A 21,705-nucleotide genomic window follows, 5' to 3' on the forward strand; every position below is an offset into this window, starting at 1 on the left:
TACTGGCTATATCTGTCAAAGATAATCTAGCAAAGTGTTAAGTAGTGTTAAATTGATAATATAAGGATTTTTTGAGAAAGTTGTATCTAAAAAATTACCTTTGCACAAAATAGATGTTATGACGTTTGAATTTTATTTACAGCAGTTTGAAGATATCTTGAATCATCCCGAAAATCACCCGACATATCAGGACGAAGAGTACTTTCAATATACAAAAATGAATTGGTCCAGAATGGGACGTTGGTTGAAGCGTTTCGAGCTGTCCGTGGATTTTCAACAGTTTATTGCAGGTGTATCACAAAAACAGCAATGGATAATTATTACAGAGCCATGGTGTGGTGACGCTGCACATTCGGTGCCCATGCTGGTGAAGATGGCTGCACAGAATCCAAATATTACAGTCGACATCCAGTTGCGTGACAGCGCGCCTTTTCTGATCGATTCGTATTTGACAAACGGGGGAAAATCTATTCCGATCCTTGTTGTGCGTGACGAAGAAGGCCGGGATATAGCGGTCTGGGGGCCTCGTCCCAAAGCGTGCCAACAGCTATTTTTAAGGTTAAAAGAAGCTGGCAAAGACTTTTCGGAGATCAAAGAAGAGATCCAGAAATGGTATAACGCAGATAAAGGCGGGGAAATCCAAAAGGAAATTCAATCCCTGCTGGGGAAATAAATCTTTTTGCTTTCACCAAAACTGCCGGTACAAAACGCGCTACTCCAATAAGGTTGCGATCGCAGTAAAACCACGTTGTCTGGCATGTTGTAAGGGCGTAATGCCTTCACTGTCTGGGATGGTTTTGTCGCATTTGGCGTCCAACAGGATTTTGACAATCTCCACATACTTTTGACTTCCGTCGCCGAGTATGATGGCTTCCAGCAACGCTGTCCAACCTAAGCGGTTGACGTGATCTATGGGGAATCCTTTCGTATTGGCCAGTAAGCGTACGGTCTCAATATGCCCGCGCTCACAGGCAGGGATCAGTGCCGTACCATGATAACGGTTGAAGATTTTGAAGTCTGCACCGTGCTTGAGATAAAGCCTGACCAGCTCCGTATAACCAGCTGCGCCGGCATATAAAAAGGGGCTGTCCGCGTTATCGCTCTGCAGGTTGACATCGGCACCATATCGCAGTAATAGCTGCGCCATATCCCTATTATTTTTTTCTGTGGCAATCAGGAGCAAGGATTTCGAATCGGCTGCTTTTCGGTTGGCATCACCGCCTGCTGCCAGATAGTTTTTTACCGCGCTGATCTGTCCACTGACGACAGCAGCGATGATGTTGTCTTGATTCATATTGTCCTGGTGGTTTGTGGTGTCCATACTTTTGCACTGAACAGATAGGCTTACTATTATCGTAAGCAATAATAGCCTGCAGTGTATTTGTCGGATGTATTTTTTCATGTATGTAAAGCCGATCCTTGATGAAAGACAAATCTAGCATTTAACTTAGCAGCAATTTTGTTAAATTTATACCATTGGTTGTCAAATTTATCTTTCAGAGACCTTACATGTGACGGGAGCTACAAAATTAAGTACAAGATATGAACATAGAAGAGTTAAGAGAATATTGTCTGTCCATTGGTCCGGTCATGGAAGAGACGCCTTTTGGTCCGGATACGCTGGTGTTTAAGATCGGGGGCAAAGTTTTTCTGCTCGTCGGACTCGACCAGATCGGGGAGCTTCGGTTTAATGTAAAATGTGACCCCGAGCGGGCCATTGCACTGCGGGAAACGTATAGTCAGACGGTATTGCCGGGATATCATATGAATAAAAAGCACTGGAATACCGTGTTTGCAAATCGCGAACTGGATGACAGTACGCTACAGCAGCTCATCCAGCATAGTTATGAACTTGTCGTCAACAGCTTGTCACGTAAAATCAGGGAAGAACTCCATATTTAAAAGGCCTTGCGAAATGTAAAGAATTAGTTGCGGGACGAGAAAAGCCGCCAGAAATAATTTGTTTGAGACGGGGAGTTCGTAGCTTTGCCCCATCCGTGTATCACTCAATACATGGCTGTCATTTTACACGAATATTATTTTTATGAAACGAAGAGGAATTGACCTGTTAGGGATTTGTTTTATGCTGCTTTTAGGTCTTGGAAGTTGCATAAAAGAAGAAGCGCTGAATATGGAAGCAGATATCGTCGGCGTTCGTAGCGCTGAGGATGTGTTTTTGCTGGATCCAGTCATTGCCAATAATCAGGTTACGCTTTATCTTAAACCGAATAGCCATGATCTGGCCAAGTTGAATATCAACTTTGATCTTACTCCGGGTGCGACGATCAAACTGTTGGCTGATTCTTTAAAAATGCCGGTTGGAGAACAGGATACGAGTAAGGTGCTCGTCGATCAGCTGTTAGCAAATGGTGTCTATTATCAAGTGACCTCAGAAGACCGCCGTTTTAACAAAAATTATCTCGTGAAAATTGTGAAAACCGATAATGGCTTTGTACCGACGGAGTACGGTTTTGAGGACGTTAAGATAGATGAAGATGATAAATTACGATTTTCTTCAACACAATAGATGGTCAGGATTTCTACAACTGGGGGTCGGGCAACGCGAGCTTCTCGCTGACATTAAGTATGGGAGGTGGAACAAAAGCGCCTGAATCTTACCCGACAAAAACAACGACAGATGCACATTCGGGTTCGAAAGCAGCGTTATTGGAAACCAAGCTGACGGGGTCTTTTGGTGCACTGTTTAAAAAACCGATAGCAGCGGGAAATCTTTTTATAGGGTCATTTGACACAGGGCCAGTATTAACTGACCCGCTTGCCGCAACCCACTTTGGCCTGCCATTTAATCAAATCCCAGTGGCCTTGGAAGGGTACTATAAATATACTCCGGGAGCAACTGTCACAGACAAAGATTTAAAGCCCGTCGACATAAAGGATTCATGTGACATCTATGCCGTATTCTACAACCGCAAGCAGCTGATGGACTCGGAGCCTGACCCGAAAAAGAAGAAATCTTTTCTCACTGGCCATAACATCTTGACGGATCGGAGTATTGTTGCTATCGCCCGTCTTGATGATGGTAGCGCAACGGCTGGAGATGGCTTTGTCAAATTTGTTCTGCCATTTAAATACACGGCCCCGGTCGACGCTGCTGCTGTGACTAATCTGGATTACAGCATTGCCATTGTGATGTCGTCAAGTAAGTATGGCGATAATTTTATCGGAGCTGTGGGAAGTAAATTGATTGTGGATGATCTGAAAATTGTAACGAAAAAATAATGAATAATAAACTTTATATCGTCATGCTGCTGATCATGACCTGTTTTCTCGGGGTCATCCATGCACAGGAAAGGGCTGATAAGGCTGACAAGCTGGGGCTGCAGTTTGTTTTAGGTGGGCAGGTAGGCGGTGCAACGCCATTATCTTTGCCGCGGGAAATCCGAAAGATTAAAAGCTACAGTCCAAATGTACCCTTTTTTGTCGGAGCAAAAGCGAACTATACCTTGGACTCCAGATGGGGCCTGTCGTTGGGTCTTCTTTTTGATGGAAAGGGCATGGACACAAAGGCCTCGGTAAAGAGTTATAAAACCACGTTTAATGCTGTGAATGACTCGAGGGAGGAATTAAGGGGGTATTATACTGGAGACATTACGACGAAAGTACATAATCTGTATGTTTCCTTGCCCTTACAGGCTGTTTACAGGCTCGCTGAGCGATGGGATCTGCTTGCTGGACCTTATGTCTCCTTTGCCGTCCGGAAAGAATTTTATGGCGAAGCGTATAATGGATATCTAAGGCATGAGCAGCCGACGGGCAACAAGATTGTCGTCGATCATGCTGATTATGACTTTAAAGAAAGCGTGCGGAACATAGATGTGGGGTTAAGTGCCGGAACGCAATATCATATCAATGGGAGGTTTCTAGCCTTGGCTCAGCTCAATTATGGGTTTAATAATATCATGAAAACCGGTTTTGAAAGTATCAGTTTCGGGTTGCACAATATCTTTTTAAATGTGGGCATCGGTTACAGGTTAAAATAAAGATCAGTTAATCTGTGCATAAAAAAGCCGATCATACGATCGGCTTTTTTATGCACAATGCAAAATGAATCCGGTATAATGTTGTCGCTGTGTGTATTCTTACATCTTCAGACCAATTTCCCGCAATCTTTCGTCTAAATACTGTCCGGCGGTATAGTCTTCATATACTTTGGGGTGAGTTGCATCGATACAGGAATCCAGAGAAGCCAGGCTCATCGATGATTTTGGGTGTAGAAAGAACGGAATTGAATATCTTGAGGTGCCCATTTTTTCACGAGGTGGATTAACAACACGGTGCGTGGTTGATTTCAGCTTATTGTTGGTCAGGCGCTGCAGCATGTCACCCACGTTGATGACGATATCTTCACCCTTCGCTTTTATGGGGAACCATTCACCCTCTTTGGTTAAGACCTCCAGGCCATCCGCACTGGCGCCGATGAGCAGCGTGATCAAATTAATGTCTTCATGTGCTCCTGCACGCACAGCATCCGGTGCCAATGCATCCGGGTCAGTGATCGGGAAGTAATGGATCGCACGTAAAATCGAATTGCCATTGATAACAAATTGCTCAAAATACGTCTCCTCAAGGCCTAAATAGACAGCGATGGCTTTCAGGAGCTCGCGACCGGTATCTTCTAACTTTTTATAGACTTCAGCAGTCACGCTGTTGAAGCGGGGAATTTCTTCGACTTCGGGATTGTCAGGGAAATCTGTTTTGGAATATTCTTCACCAACAATGGTCTGGCCGCGCTGCCAAAATTCCTTGAGGTCCGGCGTTTTGGCATCTTTTGCTTTTTCCCTCCCCTTAGCTGTGTATCCACGCTGACCGGCAAGCTCAGGAAATTCATATTTTTCTTTCGTCTCCGTAGGCAGATTAAAGAATGCAGGGACGACTTGGTAGAGTTCTTCGATCAGTTCTTTAGATAAGCCATGATTTGCGATAGTCACAAAGCCTGTTTCGTTGAATGCCTTGCCGATATCCTGAATAAATTGATTCCGTTGTTCCTGGGTACCTTGTGTATAATGCAACAAGTCCAAGCGAGGTATGTTTACTAAAGCCATACGATGTTGATGTTTGTTTGGACAAATTTAAAGCAATTAATTTTGAATGTCGTATATTGGCTGTGAATAAAAGTTGTTTAATTTCTATTATCTGGCTGTTTATCAGTTGTTAAAAGTTTTCCACATATTGACTTTTGGTCATTGAAACGTAAGAAAAACGCTGCCTGGCGCTTATCGTTGGCGATTTAACAAAAATTACATCTTCGTGCTTGTTATTCTAAATCTTTCCTGTTATATTTGTTATGCAAGCATAATAAATGACTTGTGGATACGCTATGAACCAAAATCAGACAATAGACTATTTTCTAAAAACAGGCTGGCAGACGATTGCCAATAAATATAACCAGATCGCTTCTCAGCACGGGTTTACGCAAGCAGCCGGTTATATTTTAATTAATATCCATAAAGAGGGGACACCTGTTTCCCAGATCGCCAATTTGACGGGAGTTAAAACAACAAGTTTGTCTCGTGTGTTGAATAATTTGGAGTCGTTGGGATTTATCTATCGCGAGACCAGTACGACGGACAAGCGGTCTGTAAAAGTGTACTTGACCGAACTGGGCCGTGAGAAGAGGAGGATCGCAAAAGACGTAGTGCGTAATTTCAATCAGTATCTGGCTGAAAATTTTTCTGAGGAAGAGCGTAATCAGCTGATTGCTTCATTGGCCAAGCTCAATGAGTTAGCGTCCAACTATAGAGAAGAAGTAGTCATTTAAGTGAAACCAAGTGCGCAGATGTGCATGATAAATATATTATGATGAACAGAAATATTAGAAAAGTGGCAGTTCTCGGTTCGGGTGTTATGGGCTCGCGAATTGCATGTCATTTTGCTAACATTGGTGTTGAGGTGCTGTTGCTGGATATTGTTCCCCGTGAACTTTTGCCTGCAGAGCAGGCGAAAGGGTTGACATTGGAGAGCAAGGTCGTCCGGGACCGGATTGTCAACAGTTCGCTGGAGACAGCCTTAAAAACAAATCCATCACCAATTTACAGCAAATCATTCGTAAAGCGTATCAAGACCGGTAATTTTGATGATAATTTGAAAGATATCGCACATGTGGACTGGATCATTGAGGTCGTGGTCGAGCGCCTGGATATCAAAAAATCTGTCTTTGAGCGCGTAGAGCAGTTCCGTAAGCCCGGTACGCTGATCACGTCCAATACTTCTGGGATTCCTATTCATCTGATGGCGGAGGACCGCAGCGAAGATTTCAAAGATCATTTTTGCGGTACGCACTTTTTTAATCCGCCGCGTTACCTTCCGTTATTAGAAGTGATTCCGACGCCACATACCAAACCCGAAGTAGTCGATTTTATCCTGCATTTTGGGGATAAGATGTTGGGCAAATCCGTGGTTTTATGTAAAGATACTCCAGCCTTTATCGGCAACCGTATCGGCGTGTATTCTATGCTTGCCGTAACGCATTTGGTCGAACCTCTGGGGCTGACGGTAGAAGAAGTGGATAAATACACTGGTCCAGCGATGGGGCATCCCAAATCGGCGACATTCCGTACGGCGGATGTTGTAGGACTCGACACCTTGGTCAATGTGGCTAATGGGCTGGCCCAAAATGCACCGGAGGATGAAGCCAAGGGGGTGTTTACGCTGCCTGAATTTGTCAGCAAGATGGTGGAAAATAAATGGCTTGGTGAAAAGACAAAAAAAGGCTTTTACGAGAAGGTCAAAGGTGCCGATGGTAATTCCGAAATTTTATCCTTAAATCTTCAGACACTGGAATATGGCACACAGCAGAAAGTTAAATCGTCCACACTGGAAGCGACCAAGCCCGTCGAGGATATCCGCCAGCGTATGAAAGTGTATGAACAGGGGACCGATAAAGCTGCTGCGCTCTTCCGGGCGATGCATTATCCCTTGTTTGAATATGTGTCACGCCGCGTGCCGGAGATTACAGATGACTTTTTCCGTATAGACGATGCCATGCGTGCTGGCTTTGGCTGGGAACTTGGACCTTTTGAAGTCTGGGATGCATTGGGTGTTCGGGAGACATTGGCGAAAATTAAAGCCGAAGAGAAGCGCCTGCCCGGTCAGGATGGCGAAGTGGCTTCTTGGGTACACGAAATGCTGGAGTCTGGGCATGAGTCGTTCTATACCATCAAAAATGGTGTTCGTCATTACTACGATATCGCTACAAAATCGTATAAACCGATTCCCGGTACTGAAGACCTGATTGTATTGGACCATATTCGTGAAAGCAAAACGATCTGGAAGAATACAGGTGTGTCGATCATTGACCTCGGAGATGGAATCATCAACTGTGAATTCTATACCAAGATGAATACCATTGGTGGCGACGTGATCCAGGGCTTAAACAAAGCGATTGATCTAGCCGAAAAAGAGTACCGTGGCCTGGTCATTTCCAACGATGGGAAAAACTTTTCTGCTGGGGCAAATATCGGAATGATTTTCATGATGGCGGTCGAACAGGATTTTGACGAGCTGAATATGGCTGTACGGGCGTTTCAGAATACGTCCATGCGCCTGCGCTATTCCTCCATACCGGTCGTCGTAGCACCGTTTCAGATGACTTTGGGTGGCGGGTGCGAGTTTGCGATGCATGCCGATTTTGTGCAGGCGCATGCCGAAACGTATATGGGACTCGTGGAACTCGGAGTAGGTGTCATCCCCGGCGGGGGCGGTACAAAAGAGTTTACCCTCCGCGCTTCCGACGAATTTAAAAGTGATCAGATCGTACAAAATACGTTGAAAGATAAATTTTTGACCATTGGTCAGGCAAAGGTTTCCACTTCGGCTGTCGAAGCGTACGAATTGGGCTATCTGCAGGAGGGCAAATTCGCGATCACCATGAATCGGGCGCGACTGCTGGCCGATGCAAAAGCCAAAGCATTGGAATTGGCTGATGCCGGCTATGTGCAGCCTACACCGCGTGATGATATCAAAGTTCTGGGCAATCAGGGGCTAGGTATTGTCTATGTCGGGGCATCTTCCATGCGGGAAGGAAACTATATATCGGACTATGACCGTAAGATTTCAGAAAAGTTGGGCTGGGTCATGTGTGGCGGCAACCTGTCGGCACCTACTGAAGTCTCTGAGCAATATCTATTGGATCTGGAACGTAAGACCTTTTTGGAACTTTGTGCGGAGCGCAAGACCCTTGAACGGATACAGCATATGCTCACCAAGGGGAAGCCTTTGCGGAATTAGGATTGGAGATTTGATCTGTTAAATAAGGAGAAAGTAGAAGAATGGTGTTCTCCACTAGATGAGATCCAAAAAATGATTTTCGGATTTCAAAAAAAAAATTAAAAACTACTATGTGACATGGGGATATCTCCAATCTCACATCTTAATATTCAAATAATGGAAGCATATATAGTAGCAGGATTTCGTACAGCAGTAGGTAAAGCGCCTCGAGGAGGATTTCGCTTTATGCGCGCCGATGATTTAGCGGCAGACGTGATTAAACATCTCGTGTCCACTGTACCGAATTTGAATAAAGAAGATATAGACGATGTTATCGTTGGAAATGCAATGCCCGAAGCCGAGCAGGGACTTAATATGGCCCGTTTTATTTCTTTGATGGGATTGGACACCGATAAAGTTCCGGGAGTTACTGTGAATCGTTATTGTGCATCTGGGCTCGAGACTATTGCGACCGCCGTTGCCAAGATCAAGGCCGGTATGGCCGATGTGATTGTCGCAGGCGGTGTGGAGGTGATGTCAGGTATGCCATTCGGAGGCTGGAAAATCGTTCCGAACCCTGCAGTGGCTAAGGAGCACCCAGACTGGTATTGGGGGATGGGGCTTACAGCGGAAGCAGTGGCAAAGGACTTTAATGTATCGCGTGAGGATCAGGATGCTTTTGCGTTAAAATCCAATCAGAAGGCCGTAGCTGCTATTCAGAACGGACACCTTAAAGATGGGATCGTGCCGATCACAGTCAAGGAAAATTACCTGAAAGATGGTAAGCTGAGCACGCGTGAGTACGTGGTGGATACCGACGAAGGTCCACGGGCAGATACGTCATTGGAGGCACTCGCCAAATTAAAACCGGTCTTTGCTGCCAACGGCTCTGTGACGGCAGGAAATTCATCGCAGACTTCAGATGGAGCGGCATTCGTGCTGGTCATGTCAGAAGCGAAAGTCAAAGAGCTGGGGATAAAACCAGTTGCCAAACTAATCAGCTTCGCTGTCGCTGGCGTGCCGCCCCGAATCATGGGCATCGGACCGATATATGCTATTCCAAAAGCGTTGAAACAGGCCGGACTAACAAAAGAGGATATCGATTTATTTGAATTAAATGAAGCCTTTGCGTCGCAGTCCTTAGCCGTTATCCGTGAACTGGGACTGGATGAAGATAAGGTGAATGTCAATGGCGGAGCCATTGCATTGGGGCATCCCCTAGGTTGCACAGGGGCCAAGCTTACGGTACAGATCCTTCATGAACTGAAACGTCGGGGCAAAAAATATGGTATGGTCACGATGTGCGTGGGCACGGGACAAGGAGCAGCCGGTATTTTTGAAATACTGTAGATAGTGAATAAAGATCAAGGAATCAGAATATGGGACTTGCATGAGGCTCAAGTTTTGAATTAGAAATACAATTATTGCTATCTGTTGAACTAGGTTTTTAGCGAAATCCCCTGTAGGGATGCTGTTGCCAGATTTGGTAATATTCAGAAAAGTATATCAAATTTTATTAAAACCTTGAATTAATTATAAATCAATGTAGGGAAAAGGTCTTTTATCCTTGTTCTTTACACATTTAATCCAATAAGCTATGAACGAAAATAAAGCAATAAAAGGCGGAGAATTCGTGATAAGAGAAACGCCATATACCGCTATTTTTATTCCAGAAGAGTTTGATGAAGAGGCGAAAATGATCCGCCAAACCTGTCTAGACTTTTTAGAGACGGAGGTATTAAATAAGCTTGACCGCATCGATGCGCAGGAGGAAGGCCTGATGCCAAGTTTGTTGGACAAAGCTGGTGAACTGGGTATGCTAGGAGTATCTATTCCCGAGCAGTATGGTGGATTTGGAAAGAATTTTAATACGTCTATGCTTGTCGCCGATGCTGTAGGGGGCGGATTTTCGTTTGCCGTAGCCTTGTCGGCACATACTGGTATTGGCACATTGCCGATTCTCTATTATGGCAACGCGGCACAAAAAGCTAAGTATGTTCCCAAACTAGCTACAGGTGAGTGGAAAGCGTCCTATTGTCTGACCGAACCGAACGCAGGATCGGATGCGAATTCAGGACGTACCTCAGCAAAATTAAATGCCGATGGAACACATTATCTCATCAATGGACAGAAGATGTGGATTACCAATGGTGGTTTTGCGGATATCTTCATTGTATTTGCCAAAATTGAAGATGATAAAAATCTTACGGCCTTTATTGTTGAAAAAGAATTTGGTGGCATCACCATGAATCCCGAAGAACATAAATTGGGAATCAAGGGGTCTTCTACGCGTCAGATTTTTTTCAACGATTGTCCGGTGCCTATTGAAAATATGCTTTCCGAGCGTGGAAACGGCTTTAAAATTGCAGTGAATATTCTGAATATTGGACGGATAAAACTGGGAGCTGCTACGAATGGGTCGGCACGGATGGTCATTAGTCACGCTGTCCAATATGCCAACGAACGTGTACAGTTTAATCTTCCCATTTCTAAGTTCGGCGCAATCCGCCACAAGCTTGCCGAAATGGCGACGCGGCTGTTCGCTGTAGAGTCGGCCTCCTATCGCGCTGGTCAGAATATTGATGATGCTTACGATGCTTTGATCGCTGAGGGCATGGATGAAGCCAAAGCAAAGCTTAAATCCGTTGAGCAGTTTGCTATAGAGTGTGCCATCATCAAAGTATGGTGCTCTGAGATGTTGGACTATGTGGTGGATGAGGGTGTACAAATTTATGGCGGAATGGGCTATTCAGCGGATGCCCCCATGGAGCGCGCCTACCGCGACTCGCGTATCAATCGAATTTTCGAAGGGACCAACGAGGTGAACAGGTTACTGATTGTGGATATGCTGTTAAAACGGGCGATGAAAGGCGAGCTGGATCTAATGGGACCAGCGCAGGCCGTTGCAGGTGAACTACTTGCTATTCCTGATTTCGCAGAAGAGGATGATGCACCATTTGCCGCTGAGAAGAAAGTTATTGCCAACCTGAAAAAAGCAGGACTGTTAATTGCTGGAGCAGCGGTGCAAAAACTGATGATGTCACTTTCAAAAGAAGAAGAGATCCTGATGAACATTGCTGACATTATAGGTTATGTCTACATTGCCGAATCCGTGCTGCTGCGTGCCGAGAAACTTGTTCATGCGGGTTCTGAAAAAGCCGTGTACGCAACCGATATGGCAAAAATCTATCTGTACGGTGCCATAGATAAGGTAAGTGTGGCGGGAAAAGAAGCGTTGTATTCATTTGCTGAAGGCGATGAACTCAACATGATGTTGGTCGGTCTGCGTAGGTTCACCAAAGCCCAGCCGTTCAATATCAAGGACGCGCGGCAGCGAATTGCCAAAAAATTGATAGAAGAAAATAGATATTGTTTTTGATTGATAATGATTATTGGTTTTGGTTATGTGGCCGGAGAGCGATCTTCGGCCATTTTTGTGTTACAATAGGTAAAATATCGGTAATTATGCTAAATTTAATTTTTTTAATACTAACCAGAACATATGGCATCATCAAGATCATTTGCATTTACAGAAGATTGGGTAGTAGTCATTTTAGGGCTAGCTACCATTTTTTTAGCGCTTTCGGGTGTCGTCGCGCCGGTGCCCAGTTTTTCTTGGGGCGACTCTGCGGAGTTGGTTTCCACGATCGCGGATTCGGCCAATATGGCCAAATTAGGACAACAATTTATTTTTGTCTTTGCCACAGCGGTTTTGGGAGCTTGGCTGCTCGGTAAGTCGGTCAGATCCCTCCTTGTCGTATTTCCAGTGGTCTTTGTTCTAACGGTATTGGCACTGATACTGGCAGGTAATGCGACGGTAAAAGAATACAATCTGGAGGCGGTTATTTTTAGTCTGGCCGTCGGGCTATTGATCAGCAATTGTTTCAAGTTACCCGACTGGTTTAAAGAAGCCCTGAGTACTGAATTGTATGTTAAAATCGGCCTCATCTTATTGGGTACAACCGTGATCTTCGGCGATATCCTCAAAGCAGGATCGCTCGGGCTTATTCAGGCACTTGCTGTAGTTCTTTCGGTATGGTATTTCGCTTTCTGGATATGTAAAAAACTAAAGATTGACAAAGAAATGTCGCTGATGCTGTCCAGTGCGGTTTCAATATGTGGAGTCTCGGCTGCTATTGCAACTTCCGGAGCGATAAAAGGAGATAGCAAGAAGCTGTCTTATGTGATTTCTTTAGTGCTTATTACGGCGATTCCAATGATGATATTCATGCCCTACATGGCCGAATGGATGGGGCTTTCCCAAGAAGTCACCGGTGCATGGCTCGGCGGAAGCATTGATACCACCGGAGCAGTCGTCGCATCTGGCTCACTCGTGGGTGAAGAGGCTTTGAAGATCAGTACGATAGTTAAATTCTCACAAAACGTATTGCTCGGCCTTGCCGCTTTTGCTATCAGTATTTATTGGACCTACGCCAAGTCGGTCGATGAGGAAACTAAGCGTGATAAGCCTACGCTGAAAATTATCTGGGAGCGTTTCCCTAAGTTTGTGCTTGGTTTCGTGTTTGCTTCCCTGCTTTTCTCTTTCGTCATTTCGCCTGAAAAGGTGGACGCCGTCAAAGGAAGCCTAAAGAATCTACAAGGACTCTGGTTTACCTTGGCTTTTACTTCGATTGGCTTGGAAACAAACTTCAAAGACCTATTTGTCCAAGATAATAAGAAACCTCTTTATGCTTTTCTGATCGCTCAGACGTTTAATGTAGCGATTACCCTGCTGATCGCCCTATTGCTATTCCGTTAATCTGGCAAGCCCGCGGAAAGCGCAATGAGAGCTACCCATCTTAAAAACTGTTTCCTCTCCTTGCTCCGAAAGGAGAGGCCTACCCATTATTGACGAAGGTCAAGCGTGGCTGTCACCGTAGCGACCTTAAGCATGTGATGAGTCCTATAATTGGTTAAGTGACTGATATTAAGCGTGTATAGTGTATTTTGAAAAAAAATATTATAAAATCTATCAAATTAGTAGTCTTTTAAAAATTATTTATATATTTGTGCTGTTATCCGGATGGCTTACGTCAAGAAGGTTAACGTGAAAACGAGGTGAATCCCGAGGTGCATGTCATTGAGCTACGGACGGTGGCATGTCGGTGTTCGCCAGCCAATAAATAATTAATTAGAAAAGAATGAAACAAGATTACTTCTCAAAAAAACGATCACGGTTAGTTTCCGAAAATCAGTTGAAGATCAGCTTTACAGTTGGGGCTGAGCGAATGTGTAGCTAGAATTTCTCTCTTATACTCTCTTATATTGGAAAAGGGAAGCCGAAGCTTCCCTTTTTAAAGTTTTAACAATGAAACAAGTATCGATTGGCGTTGGCACTTGTTTAAGTTCACTATTAAACTGTATAAATTTATGAAAAAAAATGCTATTTTTCGAATTAGCGTCATTTTAGGCCTCGTGCTGACGGGTATATCACAGAGTTATGGCCAAGTAGAAAATCCAAAACCTATTATAAATGCTTCATTGACAGGTACGGTAATCGATGCGGTCACGAAAGAACCCCTGCAGGGAGTCACTGTTCAGCTGGAAGCCGTGACACATCAGGTGAAAACCGATAGCAAAGGTGTTTTCCAGTTTGTCACAGGACAAAAATTGCCTTTTACCCTGATTGTTTCTATCGTTGGATACCAGACCCGTCGGATTGTGGTTGAACAGTCGCCTGCGGTGATTGAGCTTACTCCCCGGCTGGAGGCACTGGATCAGGTGGTGGTCACGGCGCGCAGAAGAAAAGAGCAATTACAGGATGTGCCAATTCCCGTGTCGATTATCCGCGGAACAGCATTGGAAGATGCGGGAGCATTTAACGTCAACAGATTAAAAGAGCTTGTTCCCACCGTACAGCTTTACTCCTCGAATGCACGTAATACGACACTCAATATTCGGGGGCTGGGCTCAACCTATGGCCTCACCAATGATGGTATCGACCCCGGTGTGGGATTTTATTTGGACGGCGTTTATATTGCACGCCCGGCAGCTACCTGGCTGGATTTTATTGATATCGACTAGATAGAAGTGCTGCGGGGCCCACAGGGAACCCTCTTTGGAAAGAACACCACAGCTGGAGCTTTTAACATTACCTCGCGTCTGCCGCAGTTCACGCCCGAAGCGAATGTTGAAGTGAGTTACGGGAATCAGGGATTTATTCAGGCGAAGACATCGATTTCAGGACCGCTGGCCAAAAATTTAGCTGCCCGGGCCTCTTTTTCAGGAACGCAGCGGGATGGTAACCTCTTCAATGTGCATACCAACCGCAAGATTAATGATATCAATAATTTGGGATTTAGGGGCCAGCTATTGTTTACGCCAACAGAAAATATCAAGTTGGTCCTCTCGGGGGATGTTTCTTCCCAGAGACCGGATGGGTATGGCTGGGCTGTTGCTGGCGTCGTGAAGACGCAGCGGGCCGATTATCGGCAGTTCGATGCCATCATCAAAGATTTGAATTACGAGCTACCCTACAAGAGTGCCTTTGAGCGCAAGATAGATCTGGACACGCAATCCAAGGCCGATAATAAGCTGGGAGGTGTGGCTTTAAACGCGGATATAAAAATAGGTGAGGGGACGTTGACGTCGACTTCCGCATGGCGAAAATGGACCTGGGTGCCGCTCAACGACCGCGATTATTTAGGTCTTCCGGTATATACCGTGTCGGCCGGCAATTCGGTGCACAATCAATGGTCCCAGGAATTCAGGTATTCCGGAAAAATCAGCGAAAAGGTCAGCGGTGTGGTTGGCTTGTTTGGTCTATGGCAGGATCTTGGCACCGATCCAGTACATACCGAGGAAACGGGGTCAGCATTCTGGCGCTTTCAGAAGAACTCGACAAGCCCGCTTTGGGAAACACCGGGCTTATTTGACAACTTTGGTATCCGGACGGTATATGGGATTAAAAGTACAAGTTTAGCCGCCTATACGCAGATAGACTGGGCGGTCACTTCCAAACTCCACATCCTCCCCGGCCTGCGCTACAACTATGATAAAAAGGTGGCCAATTATGACCGGCAGACTTATGGAGGTCTGCAGACCGAAGATCCTGCCTTGTTGGCGCTTAAAAATGGCGTGTATACCAACCAGACTTTTGATATTAATGCCGATGCCGATAACTTTTCCGGACAGCTTTCGGCGAGGTACCGTTTCAATCCAAAAGTTAATGCTTATGCAACTTATTCGATCAGCTATAAACCGATCGGAATCAATGTCGGCGGATTGCCCACTGCCAATGGCGCTGTATTAACGGATCTGGCAGAGGTAAAACCTGAGGCAGTGCGCCACAAAGAGTTCGGGGTGAAAACCAATCCGTCGCGGAATTCTATTCTTAACCTGTCTATTTATCAGACCGATATCAAGGACTATCAGACGCAGGTGCAAACGCCGGAACCCGGAGTAAATCGGGGATATCTGGCGAACGCAGAGAAAGTTAGGGTCAAAGGGGTGGAACTGGATGGTAATATCAACATTGGGCATTACCTGCGTCTCAATGCAGCATTGGCCTATACCGACGCCAAGTACGTGAAGTTTACCAATGCACCCGTGCCTCTCGAAGAGGTCGGCGGAGCGCAGGCTTTCAAGGATGTTTCGGGCGGTGTGCTTCCGGGAGTTTCCAAATGGTCCTGGTCACTGGGGGCTGAAGTAAATCAGAGCGGAAAGCTCATCGGCATCAATGGGTCCTATTTTTTAGGGGCTGACCTGTTTCACCGGTCCAAATTCTCCTCGAGCCCGTCCCCTTCACAGTATCTGAATATTGATGCTTATACGCTGCTGAATGCCCGTTTAGGGTTTAGAGGTTCCAATGGTGTTTCTGTTTTTGTCTGGAGCCGAAATCTGACCAACAAAGATTACTATGAACAATTGCTTGCCGCTCCCGGCAGCTATGGCCAGTATGCCGGCGTAGTGGCGGATCCGAGGACCTACGGCGTCACACTCCGGTACAATTGGAAGCAAGGAAATTAGATCCGTAATTCATAACATATTTTTATCTGAGGCTGTTCAATACGTTGGACAGCCTTTTTTTGTACCGGTCCTCCACTGCTCGCGGTAGCGCTACCGGCTGCTATATTGAATCATGTAAGCCGCTATCTGCTGTGTGGTAAAATATATGGCGCAGCGCGCCAGTCCTTTGGCTGTACAGCGGCTTAAATTTAATTTCTGCTTAATTTATGTATGGAAAACCGTATCTTAAATCATCATTAAGGTGTAAGAATTGCGCATGAACGAAAAAGAGCTATTGCAACATTATAAAATGACCGGAGATCTGGCTGCGCTGGGGAAACTGTATTCGCCTTATATGTCATTGCTCTATGGGGTATGCTTTAAGTATCTGCAGGACCCTGATCGTAGTCAGGATGCGGTGATGCAGATATTTGAGGAACTCATTGAGAAGCTGCGCCATTATCAGGTGGACAATTTTAAGAGCTGGCTGCATGTATACAGCAAAAATTACTGCCTGATGCAGCTACGCAAAGATAAGCGCACAACACATGTGGATATCGAAGATAATCTGTATGAAAGCGAGCAGAAACTCCATCATGCAGATGAACGTAAATGGGAAGAGAGAGACTTTGAGAAGTTAGAAGGTTGTATGCAGACATTGAATTATGAACAACAGGCATGCGTCCGTCTATTTTATTTAGAACAGAAGTGCTATAAAGATATTTCAGATTTGACGGGATACGAACTGAATAAAGTCAAAAGCGCTATCCAGAATGGGAAGCGAAACTTGAAAATCTGTATGGAAAGGAAAGAAAATGGAAAATAATTATCAATTATCACGGATTCATAATTACATCCACGGCCTGATGAGCAAGGAAGAAATGTTTCAGCTGGAAAAGGAAGCACTGGATGACCCCTTCCTTCAGGATGCCATTGATGGATATCGCCTGCAGAATGGTGTGGATGCCCGACAATTGAGTTTATTGCAGCAACGGCTTAATCGTAGGGTGGAGCAGACGATCGCCACGCGACATGCACAATACTATTCCTGGCAGCGCCTGGCGATAGGAGCAGCAGCAGGTGTTATCTTTGTGACCTTATTGGCGTTGTTGTATTTCCGGCATTTTAACGGTAAAGCCGAGCGGACGACCGATGTTGAGCTAAGTGAGCCTGAGAATACAGTGAGTATTGAACCGCTTCTGGATGGTGGAGATGCCTCCCCACGTGAAGGCTGGAAAACCTTGGAAAAGTACTTAAATAAGGAGTACAAAGCCGTCGGCGGCGGAGAGATTATCGTAACTTTTACGGTCAGTAACGACGGCTCGCTAGCCGATATTGAGGCCGAAGGAAAGCCTGAGCGCTCGCTTGCCGAAGAGGCCATCCGTCTTCTCCAATCCGGACCTAAGTGGCAGGGAAGTAAAGGCCGGCTGAAGATCATTTTTCCTAACAGAAACCATGTGGAACATGGAACTATTATAAAGCCGCCGCATTGTTTTGGAATAGAAAAAGGATAGGCCTCCATAGAGACTATCCTTTTTTAGTATACCATGGAAATCTACCAGATAGGTTTTTTATTAATCAGCTCGCAGCCCGACCTTTGATCAAGGAGATTTTATTCTTCCCAGCGAATCTTTTCTTCGATAGGCGTACGTATTGGTTCGCGGGATTCTGATTCATGATGACCAAGATAGAATAAACCGATACATTTTTGGTTTTCCTCCAAGTTTAGAAAACTGCCCAGATGGTTGATCAGACCGGGAGATGCCCAGTAACCACCGATATTTAGGGAATGTGCAGCCAGCCACATGTTTTCGACGGCAGCAGCTGTACAGGCCAGCTCCTCCCATTCCGGGACTTCGCCTGTATAGTTGACAACAATAGCGATCGCAACATTTGACTGCGTGGCTTTCTTGCCCATGTTAATTTCCGTGGCTTCCGTATATTTTTCAGCAGGTGTAATCGTTTTGTAGATGCGCGACAGCTCACTTCCCAAGCGTTGTAATCCCTCTCTGCGGAACACGACAAAACGCCATGGCTGTGTGCGTTTATGGGTTGGAGCTGCATTAGCTGCTTCCAGAATGCTCAGGATGTCTTCCTTACTTACTTCCTCGTCAGTGAAAGAAGCCTGAAATACCGATCGTCTGTAATGTATTGCTTTTAATACCTCGTTTTTCATTAAATTATAGTTGAATTTTAGAATCTGTTTATGCTCGTTCTTCCCATAAAGATACAACATGTAAAATTGTTTTGACGGCCTTTTCCATATCTTGTACGGATACCCATTCCTGTTTTCCATGAAAAGCATGCCCGCCGGCGAAGATATTTGGACAAGGAAGGCCCATAAAGGAAAGGCGTGATCCGTCCGTACCACCACGAATGCTTCTTCTTTCGGCAACCATGCCTGCTCTTGTGATGGCTTCCATGCCGATCTCCATGATTTCGGGATGCTGATCCAGCACTTCTTTCATGTTGCGGTACTGTTCTTTCACCGTAAACGTATAGCTGCAGTTGGGGTATTGTTCCACAACAGTCTTGGCAATGGACTCCAGTTCTGCTTCGTGTTTTCTTAGATTCGCTGTCAGGTGATCACGTACGATAAATTGAATTTCTGCTTTTTCCACAGTTCCGGAAATATGTACCGGGTGTACGAATCCATCTTTCTTATTGGTGCTTTCGGGTGATAATCTATCTTTCGGAAGCGCCTCAACAACAGCGCTGGCAATCTTGATCGCACTCTGCATTTTTCCCTTGGCAAAACCCGGGTGAACGGAGACCCCATAAATCGTTAAGGTGGCGCCGTCGGCAGAAAATGTTTCGTCTTCGATAGTTCCCGCTTTTTCACCGTCCATCGTGTACGCAAAGTCTGCTGCCAGGCGCTTTAAGTCTGCTTTGTCAACACCACGACCGATCTCTTCGTCCGGTGTAAATAAGATCTTGATATCGCCATGTTTGATTTCAGGGTGTTTCATCAACAACCGTGCAGCATCCATGATCTCGGCAATTCCGGCCTTATCGTCAGCCCCCAACAGTGTGGTCCCACTGGCGGTAATAATATCATTGCCGATCTGGTTGGCCAGGTCAGGATGTTCGGCATATCTAATGACAATACTATTGTCATCCGGCAGGACCAGATCCTGCCCCTGATAGTTGTGATGAACCAGCGGTTTTACATCTTTTCCGGAGGAATCCGGCGACGTATCCATATGAGAACAGAAACAAATGACAGGAACCTTTTTTGAGGTATTCGAGGGGATAGTGGCATAGATATAGCCGTTTTCATCCATCGCGGCATCCGTTATTCCCAATGCCAGCAATTCTTCTACCAATAAGCGGCCGAGATCTTTCTGTTTTTCAGTGGAAGGACATGTGGGTGAATTTGCATCAGACTGGGTGTCAATCTGTACGTAGCGCTGAAACCTTTCCGAAACCGAAAAGTCACTTATGTTATTAATCTCAAATATACTCATTTCGCATCGCCTTAATGTGATAAGGATGACCAAATTTACAAATTCTACCGCGCTTCGGGCAAAAACAAACAAGACTTGTCAATAAACTGACAAGTCTTGTTTACTCCGGATAACCTTTATGCAAGATCTCCCCGCTTCTTCGGGGCACTTTCAGCCGATGTTATTTCTTTTCATCGGCATAGCCAAATACCTTTTGCAGGATACTGGTATTTCTGCTGCCTCCAATATTGTTTCTGATCTTTAATTCCTGATCCGCAACTTTGATGAAAAGTCCGTCAATGGCCTTTTGGGTAACATAAGCTGTCAAGTTTGTTTCCACCTTATTGCTTAGCGGCAGATTATTATAAGCGGTCGTCAGCTGTGTCCAGTATTGATCGACATGATTCGCGCCCATGGCCGACTGGATGACCGGGCTGAATTTAGTGGTGAGTTCTGCAGATGTGTTTGTCTTAAAGAATGTCGTCGCCGCATCTTGCTTGCTGCCCAGAAGAATATTGGTCGCATCTGTAATGGTCATTTTCGATAAGGCATTGACGAACACCGGAGCAGCCTCTTTTACAGCGCCCTCCGCAGCTCTGTTCATGCTCTGAACAAACTGATCGCAGAGTTTTCCCATTCCTACAGCACGCAAGGCTTTCTCCACTTTTTGTGCTTCCGCCGGCATTAAAATTTTTACGGCTGCATCACCTAAAAAGCCATCTTTCTTGGCTAGAGATTCTATACTGGCATTGAGGCCATTGCTCAGGGCCTGCTTGATGCCCAGGCTGGCATCTTTATTGGATAAGGATGTTAACCCATTTGATGGAGCGGTGTTGTGGGAGGAGCTATTGGCTGCGTTAGCTGCCGCGCTGCTGCTATCGGTCTGATTGACCTTGTTGAGTGCCTCGCTGATTTTTTTGAAGATCTGGGCTTCGCTGGTATTGGTGCACAAAAGGCCCGCAACGAACAACGAATAATATAGGAATGGAAATTTCATCATGTTATGTTTTGTTGTCAAAATTACGGATATCGACTGTTAATTTTTATTAAAGTTTAAATCGCTTCCCGTATATCGCATAGATTGTGCTTAGTCGTAGCAGATGCGCTACAGGGTAGGGTTGCTGAGCCAGACGATGGTGTGGGGATTTACAAATAGAAGTGATGCTGTAGCAGTATTCAGGCAAGATTAAATAGGGCGTCCAAATATTTTGGATGCCCTATTTAATCTATGTATCGTTTTTCGCTACTTCCAGGACAGGGTGGTGGCGACAGGAAAGTGGTCAGATGGGAACTTGTTTATATAGGTGTCTGTCAGGATACCATATTTTTTTACCTGAAAAGGCTTGGTGATAAAGATATGGTCTATCCGACCAGTTGCCCGGATACTTTTTCCCCAGCCATTAAAAGACGAGTTGGGCTCGTATTTGAGCGGTGCAAGCTCGTGAACATCGGTAACCACCTGGCTGTTCGCCAATGTAAAGTAAGCCGCGTCTTTTTCATCAACATTAAAGTCACCGGTCAGGATTAGAGGAAGATCTTTAGCAAATTCTTTCGCCTTCGCCAAGATCAGCTTGGCGCTTTCAGTCCTTGCCGTACGACCGATATGGTCAAAATGGGTATTCATAAATATAAAACGCTTTTTATTGGTTTTATCTTCGAAAATGCCCCAGGTACAAATGCGAGGCAATGCTGCATCCCAGCCTTTGTTGGGATGTTCAGTATCTGTTGCGGAAAGCCAGAAAGTCCCGCTCTTGATCGCTTTGAACCGGTTGGTATTGTAATAGATCGCGGAGTGTTCACCCTCCTGCGCGCCATTGTCACGGCCTACACCAACGTAATCGAAGCCGGGAAGCAGTGATTTCAGGTCCTGAACCTGATCGTAGAAGCCTTCTTGTATACCGAAAATGTCGAAGCCATGGTATTTAATCAAATTGCTCAGCGGCACCTTGCGGTCATTCCACATATTGCCTGTATCTACTGTATTTTTTTGTCTGATATTGTATGTTGCCGCAATGAAATTCTGCGCATGTGCGATGTACGAAATACATAAGGCGGCGACGAGAATAAAGGTTCTTTTTAGCATTTT

20 protein-coding genes are annotated in these 21,705 nt (G+C 45.3%); 14 read left to right on the plus strand and 6 right to left on the minus strand.

Annotation, left to right across the window (positions count from 1 at the left end; translation table 11 throughout):
* Positions 1–118 precede the first annotated feature (118 nt).
* Positions 119–673, plus strand: a complete 555-nt coding sequence (locus FGL37_RS09460; RefSeq protein WP_028071849.1) for a thioredoxin family protein — start codon at positions 119–121, stop codon at positions 671–673.
* A gap of 39 nt (positions 674–712) precedes the next feature.
* Here the strand turns inward: FGL37_RS09460 and FGL37_RS09465 are convergent, their stop codons facing one another.
* Complete coding sequence (locus FGL37_RS09465) at positions 713–1,294, minus strand: ankyrin repeat domain-containing protein (RefSeq protein ID WP_232048666.1); 582 nt, start codon at positions 1,292–1,294, stop codon at positions 713–715.
* Between the two features lie 248 nt (positions 1,295–1,542).
* Between FGL37_RS09465 and FGL37_RS09470 the strand changes: the two genes are divergently transcribed.
* The 4 genes from FGL37_RS09470 (at position 1,543) to FGL37_RS09485 (ending at position 4,001) form a co-directional block, all read left to right on the plus strand.
* Positions 1,543–1,902, plus strand: a complete 360-nt coding sequence (locus tag FGL37_RS09470; protein WP_028071851.1) for an MmcQ/YjbR family DNA-binding protein — start codon at positions 1,543–1,545, stop codon at positions 1,900–1,902.
* A 142-nt stretch (positions 1,903–2,044) separates the two neighbouring features.
* Positions 2,045–2,527: a hypothetical protein gene (locus tag FGL37_RS09475; protein ID WP_138096765.1), complete on the plus strand. Its 483-nt coding sequence runs from the start codon at positions 2,045–2,047 to the stop codon at positions 2,525–2,527.
* The gene (locus tag FGL37_RS09480) at positions 2,524–3,240 is read left to right on the plus strand and encodes a PCMD domain-containing protein (protein ID WP_512700711.1); all 717 of its coding nucleotides are present in this window, start codon (positions 2,524–2,526) and stop codon (positions 3,238–3,240) included. The genes FGL37_RS09475 and FGL37_RS09480 overlap by 4 nt, the downstream gene beginning before the upstream one ends.
* Positions 3,240–4,001, plus strand: a complete 762-nt coding sequence (locus tag FGL37_RS09485) for a porin family protein (RefSeq protein ID WP_051607292.1) — start codon at positions 3,240–3,242, stop codon at positions 3,999–4,001. The genes FGL37_RS09480 and FGL37_RS09485 overlap by 1 nt, the downstream gene beginning before the upstream one ends.
* Before the next feature lie 99 nt (positions 4,002–4,100).
* Here the strand turns inward: FGL37_RS09485 and FGL37_RS09490 are convergent, their stop codons facing one another.
* Positions 4,101–5,063 carry an isopenicillin N synthase family dioxygenase gene (locus FGL37_RS09490; protein WP_028071853.1) on the minus strand — a complete coding sequence of 321 codons (963 nt, stop codon included), beginning with the start codon at positions 5,061–5,063 and terminating at the stop codon, positions 4,101–4,103.
* Positions 5,064–5,338: 275 nt separating this feature from the next.
* Between FGL37_RS09490 and FGL37_RS09495 the strand changes: the two genes are divergently transcribed.
* From FGL37_RS09495 to FGL37_RS09530, 9 genes are all read left to right on the plus strand, one after another.
* Positions 5,339–5,779: a MarR family winged helix-turn-helix transcriptional regulator gene (locus FGL37_RS09495; protein ID WP_028071854.1), complete on the plus strand. Its 441-nt coding sequence runs from the start codon at positions 5,339–5,341 to the stop codon at positions 5,777–5,779.
* Between the two features lie 38 nt (positions 5,780–5,817).
* Positions 5,818–8,247: a 3-hydroxyacyl-CoA dehydrogenase/enoyl-CoA hydratase family protein gene (locus FGL37_RS09500; RefSeq protein ID WP_037534415.1), complete on the plus strand. Its 2,430-nt coding sequence runs from the start codon at positions 5,818–5,820 to the stop codon at positions 8,245–8,247.
* 156 nt (positions 8,248–8,403) lie between these two features.
* A complete protein-coding gene (locus FGL37_RS09505; protein WP_028071856.1) occupies positions 8,404–9,576 on the plus strand; it encodes an acetyl-CoA C-acyltransferase in 1,173 nt (390 codons plus the stop codon).
* A 247-nt stretch (positions 9,577–9,823) separates the two neighbouring features.
* Positions 9,824–11,605 (plus strand): acyl-CoA dehydrogenase FadE, encoded by a 1,782-nt coding sequence (locus FGL37_RS09510; RefSeq protein ID WP_028071857.1) that lies wholly within the window; start codon positions 9,824–9,826, stop codon positions 11,603–11,605.
* A 123-nt stretch (positions 11,606–11,728) separates the two neighbouring features.
* Positions 11,729–12,985 carry a YeiH family protein gene (locus FGL37_RS09515; RefSeq protein WP_028071858.1) on the plus strand — a complete coding sequence of 419 codons (1,257 nt, stop codon included), beginning with the start codon at positions 11,729–11,731 and terminating at the stop codon, positions 12,983–12,985.
* Between the two features lie 611 nt (positions 12,986–13,596).
* Positions 13,597–14,250: a carboxypeptidase-like regulatory domain-containing protein gene (locus tag FGL37_RS25730; protein ID WP_232048667.1), complete on the plus strand. Its 654-nt coding sequence runs from the start codon at positions 13,597–13,599 to the stop codon at positions 14,248–14,250.
* A 6-nt stretch (positions 14,251–14,256) separates the two neighbouring features.
* Positions 14,257–16,194, plus strand: coding sequence for a TonB-dependent receptor (locus FGL37_RS09520; RefSeq protein WP_232048668.1), 1,938 nt, complete (start codon positions 14,257–14,259; stop codon positions 16,192–16,194).
* A gap of 256 nt (positions 16,195–16,450) precedes the next feature.
* The gene (locus FGL37_RS09525; protein WP_037534303.1) at positions 16,451–16,999 is read left to right on the plus strand and encodes an RNA polymerase sigma factor; all 549 of its coding nucleotides are present in this window, start codon (positions 16,451–16,453) and stop codon (positions 16,997–16,999) included.
* Positions 16,989–17,687: an energy transducer TonB gene (locus tag FGL37_RS09530; protein WP_179958476.1), complete on the plus strand. Its 699-nt coding sequence runs from the start codon at positions 16,989–16,991 to the stop codon at positions 17,685–17,687. Before FGL37_RS09525 ends, FGL37_RS09530 begins: the two co-directional genes overlap by 11 nt.
* Before the next feature lie 98 nt (positions 17,688–17,785).
* On the opposite strand, the gene FGL37_RS09535 is transcribed toward FGL37_RS09530, so the two are convergent.
* The 4 genes from FGL37_RS09535 to FGL37_RS09550 form a co-directional block, all read right to left on the minus strand.
* The gene (locus FGL37_RS09535; RefSeq protein ID WP_028071860.1) at positions 17,786–18,349 is read right to left on the minus strand and encodes a nitroreductase family protein; all 564 of its coding nucleotides are present in this window, start codon (positions 18,347–18,349) and stop codon (positions 17,786–17,788) included.
* A 28-nt stretch (positions 18,350–18,377) separates the two neighbouring features.
* Positions 18,378–19,640, minus strand: a complete 1,263-nt coding sequence (pepT, locus tag FGL37_RS09540; RefSeq protein ID WP_037534304.1) for a peptidase T — start codon at positions 19,638–19,640, stop codon at positions 18,378–18,380.
* Between the two features lie 160 nt (positions 19,641–19,800).
* Positions 19,801–20,619 carry a DUF4197 domain-containing protein gene (locus tag FGL37_RS09545; protein ID WP_028071862.1) on the minus strand — a complete coding sequence of 273 codons (819 nt, stop codon included), beginning with the start codon at positions 20,617–20,619 and terminating at the stop codon, positions 19,801–19,803.
* Between the two features lie 243 nt (positions 20,620–20,862).
* The gene (locus FGL37_RS09550) at positions 20,863–21,702 is read right to left on the minus strand and encodes an endonuclease/exonuclease/phosphatase family protein (protein ID WP_028071863.1); all 840 of its coding nucleotides are present in this window, start codon (positions 21,700–21,702) and stop codon (positions 20,863–20,865) included.
* Positions 21,703–21,705: the final 3 nt, after the last annotated feature.

Source organism: Sphingobacterium thalpophilum, from assembly GCF_901482695.1.
Classification (GTDB): Bacteria; Bacteroidota; Bacteroidia; order Sphingobacteriales; family Sphingobacteriaceae; genus Sphingobacterium; species Sphingobacterium thalpophilum.